Below are 16741 nucleotides of genomic sequence, written 5' to 3'. Positions count from 1 at the left end.
TTGAACGAAGAGTTAAAAAGAACAGGGAAATGCGCCAACACCTCCCTGTCTAAGATTAAATCTTATCCCTGTATTTACGGTACAGGGGAATTATAAACTAATCATTCCAAATGTATGAAAAAAAATGCTTATTGGTCTGAGAAGGTAAAACTTCCCGGACTGACCAAACTATTTCGGATTATGAAACTAACTTGTTTACTAGTACTGTTCTCTGTAGTCAGTGTTTTAGCAAGTAACTCCTATTCTCAAACTAAAACACTAAACCTCGATTTGGGGAAGACTACGGTGCAAAAAGCACTGTCGGAAATTGAAAGCCAAAGCGAGTTTCTGTTTATGTACAGCGGTAACCTGATTGATGTAAACCGCGAAGTGAATCTAACGATTAAAGACAAAAAAATTGGCGAAGTACTGGAAAGCTTATTCGCCGGTACGGAAGTAAATTATGTTGTAAAAGACCGCTTTATTGTTCTAACTAAAAATGGTACTGAAGGCGACCTTACCTCCGTTATGCAGCAGGGCCCCATTACCGGAACCGTAACCGACGAAAACGGTGAGCCTCTGCCTGGCGTAACAGTCGTTGTTAAAGAAACAACCAATGGTGTCATTACGAATATGGATGGGAAATATTCAATTTCGAGTGTCCCCGCAAATGCCATTCTTCGGTTTACATTCATGGGGTTGAAAACAGAGGAAATTCAAGTTGGCTCGCAAACTGTTATTAACGTGAGTATGGTTGAAGAGACGGTTGGAGTCGACGAAGTTGTCGTGATCGGTTATGGAACACAAAAGAAAGTAAACCTGACTTCAGCAGTTCAAATGGTCGACACGAAAGACCTTGAAAACAGACCGGTGAAATCCGTTACCGAAATGCTTTCGGCTTCGGTTCCCGGGTTAAACATTACAACCTCATCCGGTGCTCCCAATGCGACATCCGATTTAAATATTCGTGGGTTTACCGGGTTTAATGCCAGTGGTTCCCCTTTAATTCTGGTAGATGGAGTTCCACAAGATATTGACTTGGTAAATGCCAACGATGTGGAAAGCATTTCGGTATTAAAAGATGCGGCGGCCTCAGCAATTTATGGTTCACGAGCTCCTAATGGTGTGATCTTAATCACCACCAAGTCGGGGAAAAAGGGCAAGCAAATGCAGATTGATTTCACCGCGGATCTAATCGTAAGCCAACCGCTTGGCATTCCAACTCCGACGGTGAGTTATGAAAGTGCTATGATGAATGGCTATCGACGATACAACTCGCTTCAATCACCACTCTGGTCCGACGAGGCCATTGAACGCATGCGGCAGTATGTAGCCGGTGAGATAACAACCACGAATATTATTCTGCCTAATGGGAAATATGGCGGTGTTTATGAGTACAATGCTAATGAAGACCATTTCTCCTCTGCTTTTCGTGAGAACGTCTTCAACCAAAAATATAACGCGAGTATCAGCGGAGGGAGCGATAAAAGCACCTATTATGCCAGTGTTGGCTATGTGGGAAACGAAGGAATGTATGATAGCGACTATGATTGGCTAAAAAGGTATTCCGCTTTGATTAAAGTAAACACCGACATTACCGATTGGCTTAGCGTGGGTGTAAGCTCGAAATACGGGCGGCAACAATCAGAGCGCCCCACAATTTTTAATTCAGGACAAAGCGATGCCGCATTATTTAATCATGCCGGCTTTTTCAATACGTTGCCTGATTATGACGACAATGGTTCGCCCAATGAGTTCTCCATCATCCCAAACCTCCAGGGGCTTTCGGGATCCTACAACAATACCACCGACGATTTATGGTTAACGGGGCAGTTTGACTTTAAACCGTTGAAAGGTTTAAGCATAAAAGGTGATTATAGCTGGAACACGATGCATGCGTTTGATAACAACGTTGAATTGGTTTTTGGTAGCTGGGATGCCGACGGAACACCAAAACCAAGCCGCCGTAGCCCTCAATTGGATAAAATTACCGAGAAATCGAGCAACAAGTATTACCACAACTTAAACCTGGTAGCCTCTTACCACCTTAATGTACAGCAGCACGACCTTACACTCTTGGCCGGATACAACGAGGAAGAAAACCAGTTTAACAGTCTTACCGGTTACAATACCTTATTCTACAACCAGTCTATTCCCTCTCTGAGCACAACTTACGGCGACAGTCCTGTAGTCAACGACGTTATTTATTCGTGGGCAACTCAGGGCTATTTTGGCCGGCTAAGTTACAATTTCAAAGAAACCTACTTGTTGGATGTGAACATGCGTTACGATGCATCTTCCAAGTATTCACCCGACACACGCTGGGCTTTCTTCCCTTCTTTTTCAGCAGGTTACAACATTGCCAAAGAAAACTTCTGGCCTTTGAAGGAGCATGTCAATATGTTTAAACTAAAAGGCTCGTGGGGTAAACTGGGGAATAACACCGGTGACAATTATGCCTATTTGCCCACTATGGACACCTATGCCCAAACTCCTGTAATCCTCGATGGAGGAAGGTTGCCATACGTAACCATGCCTGGCATTATTTCCGCCGACCTTACCTGGACCAAGCCACGCACCATCGGTTTTGGGGTTGAAGCTGGAGCATTTAATAACCGCCTAAAAGTTGAATACGATTGGTTCCAACGGACCGTGTTCGACCAACAGGGACCGGCTGAACAATATTCGGAAGTATTGGGCACCGCAGCTCCCAAACGAAACAATGCCGTTTCTGAAACTCGAGGGTGGGAAGTAATGGCTAGCTGGAGCGATAAAGCTTTTAACCTGAAAGGCTCTCCGGTAAACTACAGTGTACGCGCCGGAGTATCGGATTACATCGGATATGTGGTAGAATACGAGAGCAATGAAACAGGTACCCGCTCTGGCTGGACACCCGGACAGGTATTTGGTGAAGTGTATGGCTGGACGAGCTTGGGAATAGCTCAGAACGCGGAAGCCTTCCAATCCAATCCCTTGTGGCGAGGTGGCTGGTACTATCCGGGTGACTTATTAATGGCCGATACCAACGGTGATGGACAGGTAGACAACGGACAAGGAAGTTATTGGTACGCGCAGGGTGACCGTAAGTTGCTGGGATACGATTATCCACGTTACAAATATCACATTGCCCTAAACGCCAGCTGGAAAGGTTTGACGATTTCGGCCCTGTTTGACGGAGTAGGAAAGCAAACGGTTTACGAGACCAGCAAATTTTTACTTGGTGACCGAAACTATACCACACAGGAAAACTGGGACAGGGGTTATTGGAATTTAAACAATCAGGATGCCTATTTCCCGAGGGCTTATTGGTCGAATGAAAATCAAATCTATGAAAGGTTTTCGAATGACCAGTATGCCACAAACCTGGCTCATTTACGGATTAAAAACGTGAATATAAGCTACAAGGTGCCTGCCTACCTGGTTTCAAAACTAAAACTTCGCAGTCTTTCTGTCAATATCAGTGGGGAAAACCTGGGCATGATTTATTACAAAGCATGGTCAAAAGAATTTGACCCTATTCAAATAGAACAAAACAATTTGAATACCTATCCACCTTCCCGTATTTTTTCACTGGGCTTTAAACTGGGTATCTAACTAAAAAAGAAAAAAAATGAAACGAATAATATTATATCCATTAGTAGTTGCAGCTTTGATCTTTTCAATGGCTGCCTGTGAAGACGATTTTCTGGATCGGTATCCGGAAGATGCGATTAGCGACGCCACGTTTTTCACAAAAGCCACCGATTTTAAAACCTACGTAAATGGTTTGTACAACAATGTTCTGGGGGCAGCCCATATCGTGAGTGGTGGAGAAAACGGAACAGATAATTTTCTTTCTGATAGCCCCGGCTCTTCGGAAATGCAGCACTCAAATAGTGGAGCGGCCAACCAAACAAACAATACATGGAATAACCGCTACTCCTATATCCGACAGGTTAATTATGTATTGGGAAGCAAGGACAAACTTGAAGCTCGTGATGATGAAGCAAACCAATACATTGGCGAAGCCCATTTTATACGCGCCTGGCATTATTTTGAGTTGCTTCAGGCCTTTGGTGGTGTGCCCTATATCGACCAGGTACTGGAAACCGATAGCGAAGAGTTATTTAAAACCCGTGACAGCCGCGATTTTATTGCTTCCAAAATCATCCAGGACCTGGATTCAGCCATTGCCCTCATGAACTGGAAAAATCAGGGATTCGCAACCGCACCCCGAATAAACAAGGAAAGCGCGTTGGCTTTGAAAACCCGGGTAGGCCTTTACGAAGGTAGCTGGGAATATTACCATAGCAAAGAAAATACGGTTTTCAAAGTAAGTGGAAAGGACGGCAGTGAGTTTTTAAACCAGGCCGTTAGTGCCGGAGATATGTTGATTGCTCAACAAGGAACAAATATCTATAAAGGTAGAGCCGGCTATGAATATTACGACCTATTCAACCGACAAGATTACAGTACGATCGATGGTGTATTCCTATACCAGCACTACGATGTTCTTTTGAGTGTAAGCCATACTCCCAATGCAGGTGCTACGTCATACGGTGGTGGATTAACCAAGGATGCCGTGTACAGCTATTTAATGGCCGATGGCAAACCAGAGAGTGTTTCAAGCGAAGTATATGATTATACCCAGCTAGCCAGCATTATTGCTGCCCGGGATCCTCGCATGGACCAAACCCTCTACTCACCAGCAAGGGGGAATTTTGAAAATGTACTTCTTGAGTTTATGACGGCTCCGGAAAACATTAGCAAAGGCCCGTATCAGGATTTAATTAACTCCTATACAGGAAAAGGCGGTTATAAAGTTTGGAAAGGCTTGCGTAATCACTACGTTGACAAATGGGGCGATAACGGTGATGACATCATGCTACGCTATGCCGAAGCTCTGTTAAATTATGCCGAAGCCAAAGCAATCCTGGGCACCATCACCCAATCTGATATTGATAAAACCGTGAATGTGATTCGCGACCGTGTGGGAATGGTTCATTTAAGCTTGGCCGAAGCCAATGCATGGAGTGTCAGCTATCCCGTTTCCGAAGGATATGACCCTACTGCAGCAAACATTTTGAATGAAATACGCCGTGAACGCCGGGTTGAATTAGTATTGGAAAATTACCGGAGAGATGACTTGAAGCGATGGGCCATATACGAAGATGTAGTGAACGGTTACAAACCGGTAGGTGCCTACTATCAGGAATTCGAAGACTTTTGGAATGACGACACCCGTGTACTTGCTGCCGGATATGCGCAAAGCCAATTATCAGGGCTTCGATTATCACTCGGACAAAATATTGGCGTAACCGGTGAAGATATTAATCCACTTTGGAAAAATGCAGATTTTACCGAAACTGGAAGGGGCTATTATATCGATCCGGGGCGAGACTACTTAGACGCGATTCCTACAAAGGAAATCGATTTTTACGAGCAAAAAGGTGGCGTAACCCTGGAACAAAACCCCGGTTGGTTCTAATCGCGTTTGTTTAACTTAAAATATTATTACAATGAAAAATATAATACAACTCGGATTCATTTTATTCATGCTGGCATCGCTCTACTCTTGCGAACCACGCATTGAAATGGATATGGCAGAATGGGGCGACCATGCATATATTAACAACGTTCAATTGTTCAAACTGGAGACAAAAGACGGCGTTAAACTGGAGGAATACTATGTCGATGAGACAACGGTAACAGGTACCCGCCAGATTACCGTGTCGTCAGGCACGGCTGTAATAGATGATGTTAACTTTACCGCAACGGTTACTTTAAAGGCCGGTGAAAGCTTTACAGGCATCGGTTTTTTATTCTACCATTACGGCACAAAAGTGGAGCCTTTAAACGGCGCTCCGGTTGCAGGTATTATTAACGACTTATCTGCCGCTTCATTTCAGTACAGGGTTTATTCAGCTGATGGCACTACCCACGACTGGACGATAAATATTGTCCAATAATGCTTTTGAATTCCAGGTCTCATTTTCAGGAGACCTGGAATTTTCTTCTTCCAATCACCAACGATCGAAACGCTCCCGAAAACAATCGTGAACGGAGACCTAAAATGGAAATTAGGAGCGGCATTCATTTGCCACTGCCACTCAATCTTCAACATTTGACATTTTCGGTCGTGGATTCTAATAGCATATCGTGAGAAGGGGAATCAAACTCTGTTTGTTCTTAATAAGTCATTCACTAACAACCAGGATCGAACCGAATAGTATCCAAGCTTATATTCCGTGCCCTAACATGTCGACATTCTGTTCGGCCGGCCCGATGCAGAAATAACCATACAATTTGATTGAAATAAGCAACTGTTTGAATACGATCCGATGTACTTTTAGCGATGGAATGAAATTATTCAACCCGTTTTTTATGACCTTTCATTGGATGAAGTCAAATAGAAGCCTGGTGAAACTTAAATCGAAAGAAACTACCCGAATGAAACAACTAAGTACTTTAACATTGCTTCTGTGTATTGCTGTTTTTTCAAACGCACAACAACAAACCACCTGGCCCGTTCTTAAAACCTACAATCAGGAACACATCGACCGAATTGCCATGCCTGTTGGAGGCATCGGAACAGGAACGGTTTCGCTTAGTGGATACGGTGCTATCGTCGATTGGGAAATCATGAGTCGTCCGGCGAAAGGTTTTACGCCTAAATATGCAGGCGTGGAAGTAATTAATCGTGCGCCCTTTTTCTCCATTTATCTGAAAGAAGAGAATAAAGAAGCTCAAGCGCTGCTCATGGAAGGTCCGGTTCCAAGCCACTTCGACGAAGGCTATTACGGTTCTAAAGCGCCCAACCATGGGTTGCCTCGTTTTGCGGAAGCAACATTTCAAACGGCCTACCCTTTCGGCCAGGTTTTGCTACGCGATAATAGCTTACCGGTAGAGGTAACAGTCGGTGCGTTTAATCCATTAATTCCGGGAAACACGGATGACAGCAGCCTCCCAATGGCGGTATTGAGCTATAAAGTGAAGAATATCAGCAACAAACCAATTACAATTTCGTTAGCCGGTAACATCCCCAATTTCATTGGCTTTGATGGCAAAGAAGGACAAGCATACCAAAACATAAATACCTATAAAGAGGAAGGTAGCTTGAAAGGCATCCATTTTACAGCAAACGAAAATGTGGATCAGAAAAGTCCTCAGTGGGGAACTTTTAGCCTGACGACAGACAGCGAAGGAGAAACGTCATATCGCACTTGCTGGCAACCCGGTGAATGGGGAAACAGTACGTTGGAGTTTTGGGACGATTATACCGATGATGGTTTGTTGGAAGAAAGAACCTCTGAGCAAAAAAATAATATGGGGTCTTTGGCTATAAAAACAACCTTAGCGCCCAATGAAGAGAAAGACATTCGCTTTTACATAACCTGGAATTTCCCGAATCGCCTTGATTTTCAGAACAAGGAAAATGTTGGAAATTACTATGCCACACAATACGAAGACTCATGGGACGTAGCCCTGAAAAACGTTGCAAGAATTCCTGGACTAGAAGAACAAACAAAGTCTTTTGTCAATGCATTCGTATCCAGCGATTTCCCCGATGTTGTAAAGGAAGCGGCCTTGTTCAATTTGTCACACTTTCGCACGCAGCTCGCTTTTAAAACCAAATCGGGCTATTATTTAGGCTGGGAAGGCACCAAAGATCAGGATGGAAGCGGATCCGGTTCGTGTACCCACGTGTGGAATTACGAACAAACCATTCCTTTCTTGTTTGGTGATGTAGCACAAAATATGCGTGAAGTGGAGTTTGCCTTTGCGACGACAGAAAAGGGAATGATGAATTACCGCATTCATTTGCCTCTGGCGACCAAAGCGCAGAGTTTCGGTCTGGCAGCAGCCGACGGACAAATGGGCTGCATTATGAAATACTATCGCGAATGGCAACTTTCGGGCGATGATGAATTCCTGAAAAAGAACTGGCCAATGGTGAAAAAAGCACTGGAGTTCTGTTGGATTCCCAATGGCTGGGATGCCAATAAAGATGGCGTAATGGAAGGTAGTCAGCACAATACCATGGACGTGGAATACTATGGCCCGAATCCGCAAATGGGCTTTTGGTACCTGGGCGCTTTGCGTGCAACAGAAGAAATGGCCGGTTACCTCGGAGAAAAAGACTTTGCGAAGACCTGCAGAACTTTGTACGAAAATGGTTCTGCCTGGATGGATAAAAATCTGTTTAATGGTGAATACTACATTCAGCAAATTGTGCCTCCAATGCACCTCGATAGTATTGCTAAAGGACTTATCCGTGTTGTTAGACGACTGGTTCCCGACGATCCTCAGTATCAGCTGGGAGAAGGCTGTTTAGTCGATCAGTTAGTGGGCCAGGTTATGGCGCATATTCTCGATTTAGGCTATTTGGCAAATAAAGACCACATCGTAAAAACCAATGAATCCATTTTAAAATACAATTACCGCCAAAGCTTACAGAAGCACCCCAATTTTATGCGCTCATATGCCTATGGAAATGAGTCGGCCTTGCTGATGGCCGATTATCCCGGCGAACGGCCCAAGCAACCCTTCCCCTATTTTACTGAAGTGATGACTGGTTTTGAGCATACCGCAGCCGTAGGTATGTTGTACGAAGGTCAGGTAAACGAAGGCTTAAAAACCATTCAGGATATTCGTAACCGTTACGACGGTAAAAAGAGAAATCCCTTTAACGAAGCCGAATTCGGGAACCACTATGCCCGGCCAATGATGGCGTGGGCAGGCGTTTTGGCAACATCAGGCTTCCACTACTCCGGAGTCGAAAAATCCATGCGATTCACCTCCGTTCCCGGTACTTATTTCTGGAGCAATGGCTACAGCTGGGGAACCTGCGAGGTTAAAAAAGGTGAAGCCACGATAAACGTACTTTATGGAAAATTGGAGCTGAATAGCTTCTCGCTGGAAGGACTGGGCAAAAAGAAACTAAAAGGAAAATCCATTACTGAAGGTAATCTGATAGCGATCAAATTATAAAACTTATAACGCCACAGAGTGACAGCCGCAAAAGCACTTTAACTGTTTTTGATTTATCATCCACTTTGGGTAAGATAATTGTAAACACATGAAACAATTCAAACAAATTCTAATTCTGCTAATTCTCGTGATTTCAACCACTAGTTTTAATCAGAAGAAAGCCAAAATTTTAATCATTGGTGATTCGATCTCCATCGGTTATACCCCTTTCGTACAAGAGGAGCTTAAAAACCGTGCTGAAGTTTTTCATAACCCTGGCAACGCTCAACATACCGGGAAAGGCCTGGATAGCATCGCCTCGTGGATCGGCGATATTGAATGGGATCTCATCCAGTTTAACTGGGGCTTGTGGGATTTATGTTATCGCCACCCTGATTCTAACGTGCAGGGAAAAAGAGACAAGCTGAATGGAACAATCACTTTTACGCCTGAAGAGTATGAAAAACAACTCGACGCCATCGTTAAAATCATCCGTGAGAAATCAGATGCCGAATTGATATTTGTAACCACCACGTATGTACCTACTGCTGAAGCAGGAAGATTTAGTAAGGATGCCAAAAAATACAACAAAATTGCCAAACGCGTAATGAAAGCAAACGGTGTAAAAGTTAATGATATATATAAAGCATCAATAAATATTCACGCTAAGTACGGCAAAGGCAACGATAATGTTCATTATAACCCCGAGGGATATGAAGACTTAGGACGGCATATCTCAGATTTTATAGAGCAAGAGATTCGATTTTCTTCTAACTAAAATCGAGCTTAAGAATCAGAGTTTGCAGCTAGGCACTTTAATAAACTATATGATTAAAATAATAAAAATAGGAGTACTGTTTTCATTAATTGCTAGTTTTTCAAATGCTCAAAACATTTACCAGCAGTGGCCGGTGTTAAAAACCTACAAAGGCGATTACGCCACTAAAGTCGCCATGCCCTTAGGAGGCATCGGAACGGGTACGGTATCCATTGGTGGTCGGGGCGATTTACGCGATTGGGAAATCGTTAATCAAGGCGCATTGGGATGGAAACCTGTATTTAATTCAGGCAGAGGTTCTATTCAGCTTGCCCCGTTTTTTGCCATACGCACAAAAACAAGTGCGGGAGAGAGTCAAACCAGACTCCTGGAGGGACCACTTTCGTCGGATAATCTGGAAGGCGATTGGGGGAGCAATGAACTCAACAGCGGATTTCCCCGCTTTGGAGATTGTGAATTTAACGCAGCCTATCCCCTCGCCCAAATCAATTTAGCCGATGAAAACAGTCCGGTAAAGGTTAGCCTAAAAGCTTTTAACCCCATGGTTCCCGGCGATACAAAAGTCAGTAGCATTCCCGGAGCGATCCTGAAATACGTGGTTTACAATAAAACGAATGAAGCGATTGAGGCAACCGTTTGCGGTGCCATTCCAAATTTCATTGGGACTGACGGTTGGGGCGGCAGCTCGGAAGGTAATAAAAACACCTTCCGGAAAGAGAGCAATTTCACCGGTATTTTCATGGAAAACGAAAACAAAGATACCCTCAGTGGTAAATGGGGAACTATGGCCTTGGTAACTCCGGAAACAGCGGGGATTAGCTATCGTAGCCAATGGGATCCTAAATTGGGGTGGAATGGCTCGTTAATTAATTTTTGGGACGACATCAATGACGATGGCATGCTCCAAGAACAAACCGGCGACTACACAGGTAACAAACCAGCAACACTGGCGGTAAAAGCCAGTATTCCGCCAAATGGCTCTAAAGAATTTGTGTTTGTGTTAACCTGGAACTTTCCAATCCGGTTGGCCTGGGAAGCACAACCGAATTACGGCGAACACACACCAATAAAAAATCATTATGCCACGGTATACACCGATGCCTGGCAGGTAGCAAAAGACTTAATCCCAAATCTTCAACCCTTAGAAAAAAGAACGGTTGAATTTGTTGAAGCTTTTGTAAATACAGATGTTCCGCAGGTGCTTAAAGAAGCGGCACTATTTAATATCGCGAACCTTCGCTCGCAAACAGTTTTTTTAGATGAAGACGGATATGCCTTTGGTTGGGAGGGAACAGGAAGTATAGTAGGTACCGCACTGAACCCTAAAGGAGCAAAGGCCGGATGGGGGTTTGGCAGCTGTACTCATGTGTGGAATTATGAGGTAACAACGCCTTTCCTGTTTGGCGATGTGGCCATGAGTATGCGTGAGGTTGAATTTAAATATGCAACTGACATAAATACCGGCGCCATGGCCCATCGGGTTTGGCTTCCGTTAAAAACGAGTGAACAGCGAATGAAAACAGCGGCTGATGGCCAGCTTGGTTGCTTGATTAAAATGTATCGGGAATGGCAGCTTTCCGGCGACAATGAAAAACTGATGGAATTGTATCCCTACATAAAAGCAGCCATGGAATTTGCATGGAAAAGTAGCGGCTGGGACAAAGATGCCAATGGGGTATTGGAAGGAAGACACCACAATACGATGGATGTGAACTACATTGGTCCGAACCCTCAAATGGCTACCTGGTACCTGGGCGCTTTACGGGCAAGTGAAGAAATGGCGATTCAAATGAACGACAAGGCTTTTGCGAAAAAATGCAGGTCTATGTTTGAAAACGGTAGCAAATGGGTGGATGAAAACTTGTTCAATGGCGAGTATTACATTCAAAAAGTACCCGAACCTACGGACTATCAAGTGGGCGAAGGAATTTTAGTGGATCAGCTGGTAGGACAATATTTGGCACATACTTGTGGCTTAGGCTACCTCTTGGATAAAGACAAAATGACCACCACCTTAAAAACCATCAAAAAATACAACTGGCAGGAGGACTTCAATAACCACTTAAGCACCTTCAGAAGCTACGCTGTCAACAATGAAAAGGGCCTGATTATGGGCTACTACCCCGAGAATAAAAGGGAAGCACGTCCATTTCCATACTATAGCGAAGTAATGACCGGCTTTGAGTATAGCACCGCTGCGCATATGTTGTACGAGGGGCTGGAAGAAGAAGGCTTAGCCGTTTTTAAAGCCATTCGCGATCGTTACGATGGAAAAAAAAGAAACCCATTCAATGAAGGCGAATTTGGTCATCGTTATGCAAGGGCCATGGCTTCATACAGTGGTTTATTGGCTTATACCGGTTTTGAGTACAGTGCCGTAAATAAAACCATGAAATTTAATGACCGGGAAGGGAAGTACTTTTGGTCGAATGGGTACCAATACGGAACCATTGAAATTAAAAATTCAGGCGACGATAAATCTGTCATACTAAAGGTTATGAATGGAGAACTTTCGTTAAAATCATTTAGTCTGAATGGATTTGGCGAAGTGAAGTTTAAAAAGGGAAGAACCTTTAGTGAAAATAAAAATGTGGAATTGATTGTAGTACGATAGAAAAATATGGAACGAATAAGTTTTTGCACATTGGTTTTTTCAGTTTTGTTTTATTCCTACTCTTTTGGGGAAAAAGAAACAAATACGAAACCCAACCTCGTCATCATCTTCACGGATGATCAGGGTTACGGCGATTTGAGCTGTTTTGGAGCAGAGCATGTTTTTACACCAAACATTGATAAAATGGCTGAAGAAGGTGCCCGGCTCACCAGTTTTTATGTGGCAGCCCCTTTGTGTACTCCTTCGCGCGCAGCGCTTATGACGGGTTGTTACCCACGACGTGTAAGCATGGAGCCACCTTCAAGCTTAGCGGTGGAATTGCCAAATATTCCTCCGGGAAAGCGATTTCCTGTTTGCCTGGCGGCTGATGGCAACGGCTTGAATCCTGATGAGATAACCATTGCTGAAATTGCCCTGTCGGTTGGTTACCGGACCGGGATATTTGGAAAGTGGCATTTGGGCGATCAACCGGAGTTTTTACCAAGCCGGCAAGGCTTTGAAGAGTTTTTTGGCTTGCCTTACAGTCATGATATTACGCCCCGCCATCCGCGACAAGAATATTTTCAATTTCCGCCCCTTCCGCTTTTAGAAATGGAAGAAGTGACAGAGCTTGATCCGGATGCCAATTATCTGACCAAGAGGATCACGGAACGAGCGGTGAAGTTCATCAAGGATCATAAACATGAAAGCTTCTTTCTTTATGTGCCGCATCCCATTCCGCATGGCCCATTGGCAGCTTCGCCCGAAATAAAAAAAGAATATGCCGGGGTTCTGGCGAATGGACAGACGGCCTCGCCGGAACTTTATTCAACAGCTATTTACGAAATTGACTGGTCGGTGGGACAAATTCTTTCTACCCTAAAAGAACAGGGCATCGATGAAAATACAATCGTATTAGTTACCAGCGATAATGGCGCCACCAAAAAAGGCTCAAACAAGCCTCTGCGTGGACACAAGGGACAAACCTTAGAGGGTGGAATGCGCATGCCAACGGTAATTCGCTGGCCCGCTAAAATTGAAGCAGGAATTGAAATCGATCATCTGCTTACCACCATGGATTTGCTGCCAACCTTTGCAAATTTAATTGGTGCTGACATTCCCAGCGACCGCATTATAGATGGAAAAGATATTTTGCCTGTGTTGATTGATGGAGCTGAGAGTCCGCACGAATACTTTTTCTATTCTCATTGGGGAACTTTAGAAGCGGTTAGGTGGAAAGATTGGAAACTCCGAATCGTTGACGGTGAAGAAACTCTCTACAACCTAAAAACGGATATTGCCGAGCAAAAAAATCTCAACGACCAATTCCCTGAGATTGTAGTTCAATTAAAAGAAGCGATTCAAAAGTTTGACGCGGAAATCACGTTAAATGCACGTCCGGTTGGGCAGGTTGAAAATCCGAAACACCTTGTCCTGCCGGAATAATAAAACTAAAACAGAGATAGACAATTTGATTAAAATATCATACAAAAATACCGCCAGATACGGCATGCAGAGCCGAGAAGGGCGATCATGAATGATAATTAAGAACAAACGAACGAATGCCAATAATTGGTGGCGATATACTTTTATATTTTCAACCGATCAATTAAAAATGTTTAAAAAATGAAAAGCTCCCTTTTTATAAATTCAGCAGCCATTTTCCTTTTAGCATGTAACTTTTCAGGCAGTGCCAAGGAACACAGGCCGAATATCATCTACATTCTGGCCGATGATTTAGGATTTGGCGATGTGAAATGTTTCAATTCGGACGGGAAAATCCCAACACCGAACCTGGATAAAATGGCTGCAAATGGGGTCATGTTTACCGACGCGCATACTTCATCGGCCGTATGCACCCCTACCCGCTATGGCATATTAACCGGAAGATATAACTGGAGAACTTCGTTGAAAAGTGGTGTCTTAAGTGGCTATTCAAAATCGCTGATCGCGCCTGATCGCGCCACCGTAGCAAGCATGCTAAAAAGCCAGGGATACGCTACGGCCTATATTGGCAAATGGCATTTGGGCTGGGACTGGGCTCTGGAAAATAAAGCGAGCCAAAACATTGATAACCTCGACGCAAAACCAAGTGTTGACTTCACAGTACCGATACAAAACGGGCCGTCAACGCATGGGTTCGACTATTCTTTTGGCTTTTGCGGCTCGCTCGATATGGCTCCGTATGTGTATGTGGAAAACGACATGCCAACAATGGTTCCTACAAAAACGACTATTTCTGTCGATGAAAAAGGAATCTGGAGAAAAGGACTGACTTCCGACGATTTTGTGCATGCAAACGTTTTGCAGGATTTAACCGACAAGGCGGTGGACTATATCACTAAAAACGCCAATGGCAAGTCGCCATTCTTTTTATACTTCCCCTTGCCTGCCCCACACACTCCTATTCTACCCACAACCGAGTTTTTAGGAAAAAGCAACACCAACATGTATGGCGATTTTGTGATGCAGGTCGACGATGTTGTTCGCCAGATTCGGGAAGCACTGAAAAGTCAGGGGATTTCAGAAAATACACTGTTGGTATTTACCAGCGACAACGGTTGCTCGCCGAAGGCCGATTTTGAAGAGCTTGCTAAAGTTGATCATGATCCAAGTTTTCTGTTTCAGGGAACAAAGGCTGATATTTTCGAGGGCGGCCACCGTGTGCCCTTTATTGTTGAATGGCCTGGCAAAGGACTGAAAAATACCAGTTCGGACAAAACAATCTGCACCACCGACTTTTTTGCTACCTGCGCCGAACTTACCGGATATCAAATTCAGGATCATGAAGCAGAAGACAGCTACAGCATGTTGCCAATTATTACGGGTGCAAACAGTGCCAAGGTCCGCGACTATACAATTCACCATTCCATAAATGGTTCGTTTGCCATTCGGCAGGGCGATTGGAAGTTGTGTGTTTGTCCCGGATCGGGCGGATGGAGTTACCCTCGTCCACAGGACATAAAAAACGAAAAATTGGATTTGCCGCCCATGCAGTTATACAACCTGAAAGATGATATTGGCGAAACAAATAATTTGATTGCTGAAAATCCGGAAAAAGCTGCAGAGTTAAAAGCAGCCCTCAAAAAAATCATTCTCGACGGAAGGAGCACTCCCGGAGCCATTCAGGAAAATGAAGGGATGGAAGGCTGGAAACAACTGGAACCGATCATAAACTAAATAATCAACCGGAATGAACTATTTGAATGCGAAAAAATTAAGTCTTGTTTCACTAACTGTTTTATTCATGTCCTGCAATAGTCAAAATCAAAATAATCATTTCCCGAAAGGCACTTACGGTTATGATGTTGAACTTTTCAAAAATCAAAAAATTGAAATTCTTCAACTGACAGATGAAGATAGTGGTGCTTCCGTTCTTATCGCTCCGGGATATCAAAGCCGGGTAATGACCAGCACTGCCAGTGGCATGGAAGGAAAAAGTTTTGGCTGGATCAATCATGATTATATCGAAGCAGGAGAATTCAACACTAAGTTTAATCCTTTTGGAGGTGAAGAACGCTTTTGGCTGGGACCTGAAGGCGGACCGTTTTCAATTTATTTTAAACCGAATGCAGAGCAAACCTTCGAAAACTGGAACGTACCCAAGGAACTTGATACAACTCCATTTGACGTGGTCGAAAAAAGCGGCTCGAAGGTTTCGTTTCAAAAAACCTTTGAACTGACCAATACATCAGGAACTTCACTTCAGGTTGGAGTAAATCGCACAATCAAACTTCTGCCAAAAGAAGCGGTAGCAAAAACACTGAAAACACCACTTAACGAATCGCTTCATTGGGTGGCATACGAAACCGAAAACATTCTGACAAACAAAGGTGAAAATAACTGGACGGAAGATTCCGGCTTTTTATCCATCTGGTTGCTGTGCATGTTCAACCCGGCTGAAAAAGGTGTGGTTTTCCTGCCCTATAACGAAGGAAATGAAGATGAACTTGGGAAAGTTGTTGAAGACGATTATTTCGGGAAAGTTCCGTCCGAACGCCTGATCGTAAAAGATGGAGTCGTTTATTTTAAGGTAGATGGCAAGCAACGCAATAAGATTGGCTTATCTCCTGAACGATCGACTCCCTATTGCGGAAGTTACGATCCTGAATCTAAAAGCTTAACGGTGCTATGGTATTCAAAACCCGAAGAGCCTGCTAAATACGTGAATTCGAAATGGGGAGAACAGGAAGATCCGTTAAAAGGTGATGCTCTAAACTCCTACAACGATGGGCCAGTTGATGACGGATCGATCATGGGGCCTTTCTACGAAATTGAAAGCTCCTCGCCCGCAGCCTTGCTGAAAGCTGGAGAAAGCATAACCCATACACAGCGGATTTTTCATATCACCGGCGATGAAATGCGTTTGAACGAATTAGTACAAAACCTGTTTCATGTTTCGCTGCACGATATTGAGTTGGTTTTTTAAGTAAAAAAAGTGT

General features: G+C 43.9%; 9 protein-coding genes. All 9 read left to right on the top strand.

The window, feature by feature from the left end; genetic code table 11:
* Nucleotides 1-114: 114 nt before the first annotated feature.
* On the top strand, nt 115-3573 hold the full coding sequence (locus ABZD21_RS09635; RefSeq protein WP_372774766.1) for a TonB-dependent receptor: 3459 nt from the start codon (nt 115-117) through the stop codon (nt 3571-3573).
* Nucleotides 3574-3589: 16 nt separating this feature from the next.
* Nucleotides 3590-5446, top strand: coding sequence for a RagB/SusD family nutrient uptake outer membrane protein (locus tag ABZD21_RS09630; protein WP_372774765.1), 1857 nt, complete (start codon nt 3590-3592; stop codon nt 5444-5446).
* Nucleotides 5447-5477: 31 nt separating this feature from the next.
* Entirely contained in the window at nt 5478-5927 is a 450-nt protein-coding gene (locus ABZD21_RS09625) for a hypothetical protein (RefSeq protein WP_372774764.1), read from the top strand.
* 430 nt (nt 5928-6357) lie between these two features.
* Nucleotides 6358-8949, top strand: a complete 2592-nt coding sequence (locus ABZD21_RS09620; RefSeq protein WP_372774762.1) for a GH116 family glycosyl-hydrolase — start codon at nt 6358-6360, stop codon at nt 8947-8949.
* Between the two features lie 88 nt (nt 8950-9037).
* Entirely contained in the window at nt 9038-9706 is a 669-nt protein-coding gene (locus tag ABZD21_RS09615; protein ID WP_372774761.1) for an SGNH/GDSL hydrolase family protein, read from the top strand.
* Nucleotides 9707-9755: 49 nt separating this feature from the next.
* Nucleotides 9756-12320, top strand: coding sequence for a GH116 family glycosyl-hydrolase (locus ABZD21_RS09610; protein ID WP_372774759.1), 2565 nt, complete (start codon nt 9756-9758; stop codon nt 12318-12320).
* Between the two features lie 6 nt (nt 12321-12326).
* Nucleotides 12327-13745 (top strand): sulfatase, encoded by a 1419-nt coding sequence (locus ABZD21_RS09605; RefSeq protein ID WP_372774757.1) that lies wholly within the window; start codon nt 12327-12329, stop codon nt 13743-13745.
* Between the two features lie 180 nt (nt 13746-13925).
* Nucleotides 13926-15479, top strand: a complete 1554-nt coding sequence (locus ABZD21_RS09600; RefSeq protein WP_372774756.1) for an arylsulfatase — start codon at nt 13926-13928, stop codon at nt 15477-15479.
* A 13-nt stretch (nt 15480-15492) separates the two neighbouring features.
* Nucleotides 15493-16728, top strand: coding sequence for a DUF6786 family protein (locus tag ABZD21_RS09595; protein ID WP_372774754.1), 1236 nt, complete (start codon nt 15493-15495; stop codon nt 16726-16728).
* Nucleotides 16729-16741: the final 13 nt, after the last annotated feature.

This window comes from Mangrovibacterium sp. (assembly GCF_041596335.1).
In the GTDB taxonomy this organism is placed as follows: Bacteria; Bacteroidota; Bacteroidia; order Bacteroidales; family Prolixibacteraceae; genus Mangrovibacterium.
The sequence above is the reverse complement of the archived record's forward strand: the minus strand, read 5'-3'. Positions and strand labels throughout refer to the sequence as shown.

Coding starts and splice junctions, on each gene's coding strand:
- ABZD21_RS09635 (WP_372774766.1), top strand. CDS start 115: ATGAAAAAAAATGCTTATTGGTCTGAGAAGGTAAAACTTCCCGGACTG.
- ABZD21_RS09630 (WP_372774765.1), top strand. CDS start 3,590: ATGAAACGAATAATATTATATCCATTAGTAGTTGCAGCTTTGATCTTT.
- ABZD21_RS09625 (WP_372774764.1), top strand. CDS start 5,478: ATGAAAAATATAATACAACTCGGATTCATTTTATTCATGCTGGCATCG.
- ABZD21_RS09620 (WP_372774762.1), top strand. CDS start 6,358: ATGAAGTCAAATAGAAGCCTGGTGAAACTTAAATCGAAAGAAACTACC.
- ABZD21_RS09615 (WP_372774761.1), top strand. CDS start 9,038: ATGAAACAATTCAAACAAATTCTAATTCTGCTAATTCTCGTGATTTCA.
- ABZD21_RS09610 (WP_372774759.1), top strand. CDS start 9,756: ATGATTAAAATAATAAAAATAGGAGTACTGTTTTCATTAATTGCTAGT.
- ABZD21_RS09605 (WP_372774757.1), top strand. CDS start 12,327: ATGGAACGAATAAGTTTTTGCACATTGGTTTTTTCAGTTTTGTTTTAT.
- ABZD21_RS09600 (WP_372774756.1), top strand. CDS start 13,926: ATGAAAAGCTCCCTTTTTATAAATTCAGCAGCCATTTTCCTTTTAGCA.
- ABZD21_RS09595 (WP_372774754.1), top strand. CDS start 15,493: ATGAACTATTTGAATGCGAAAAAATTAAGTCTTGTTTCACTAACTGTT.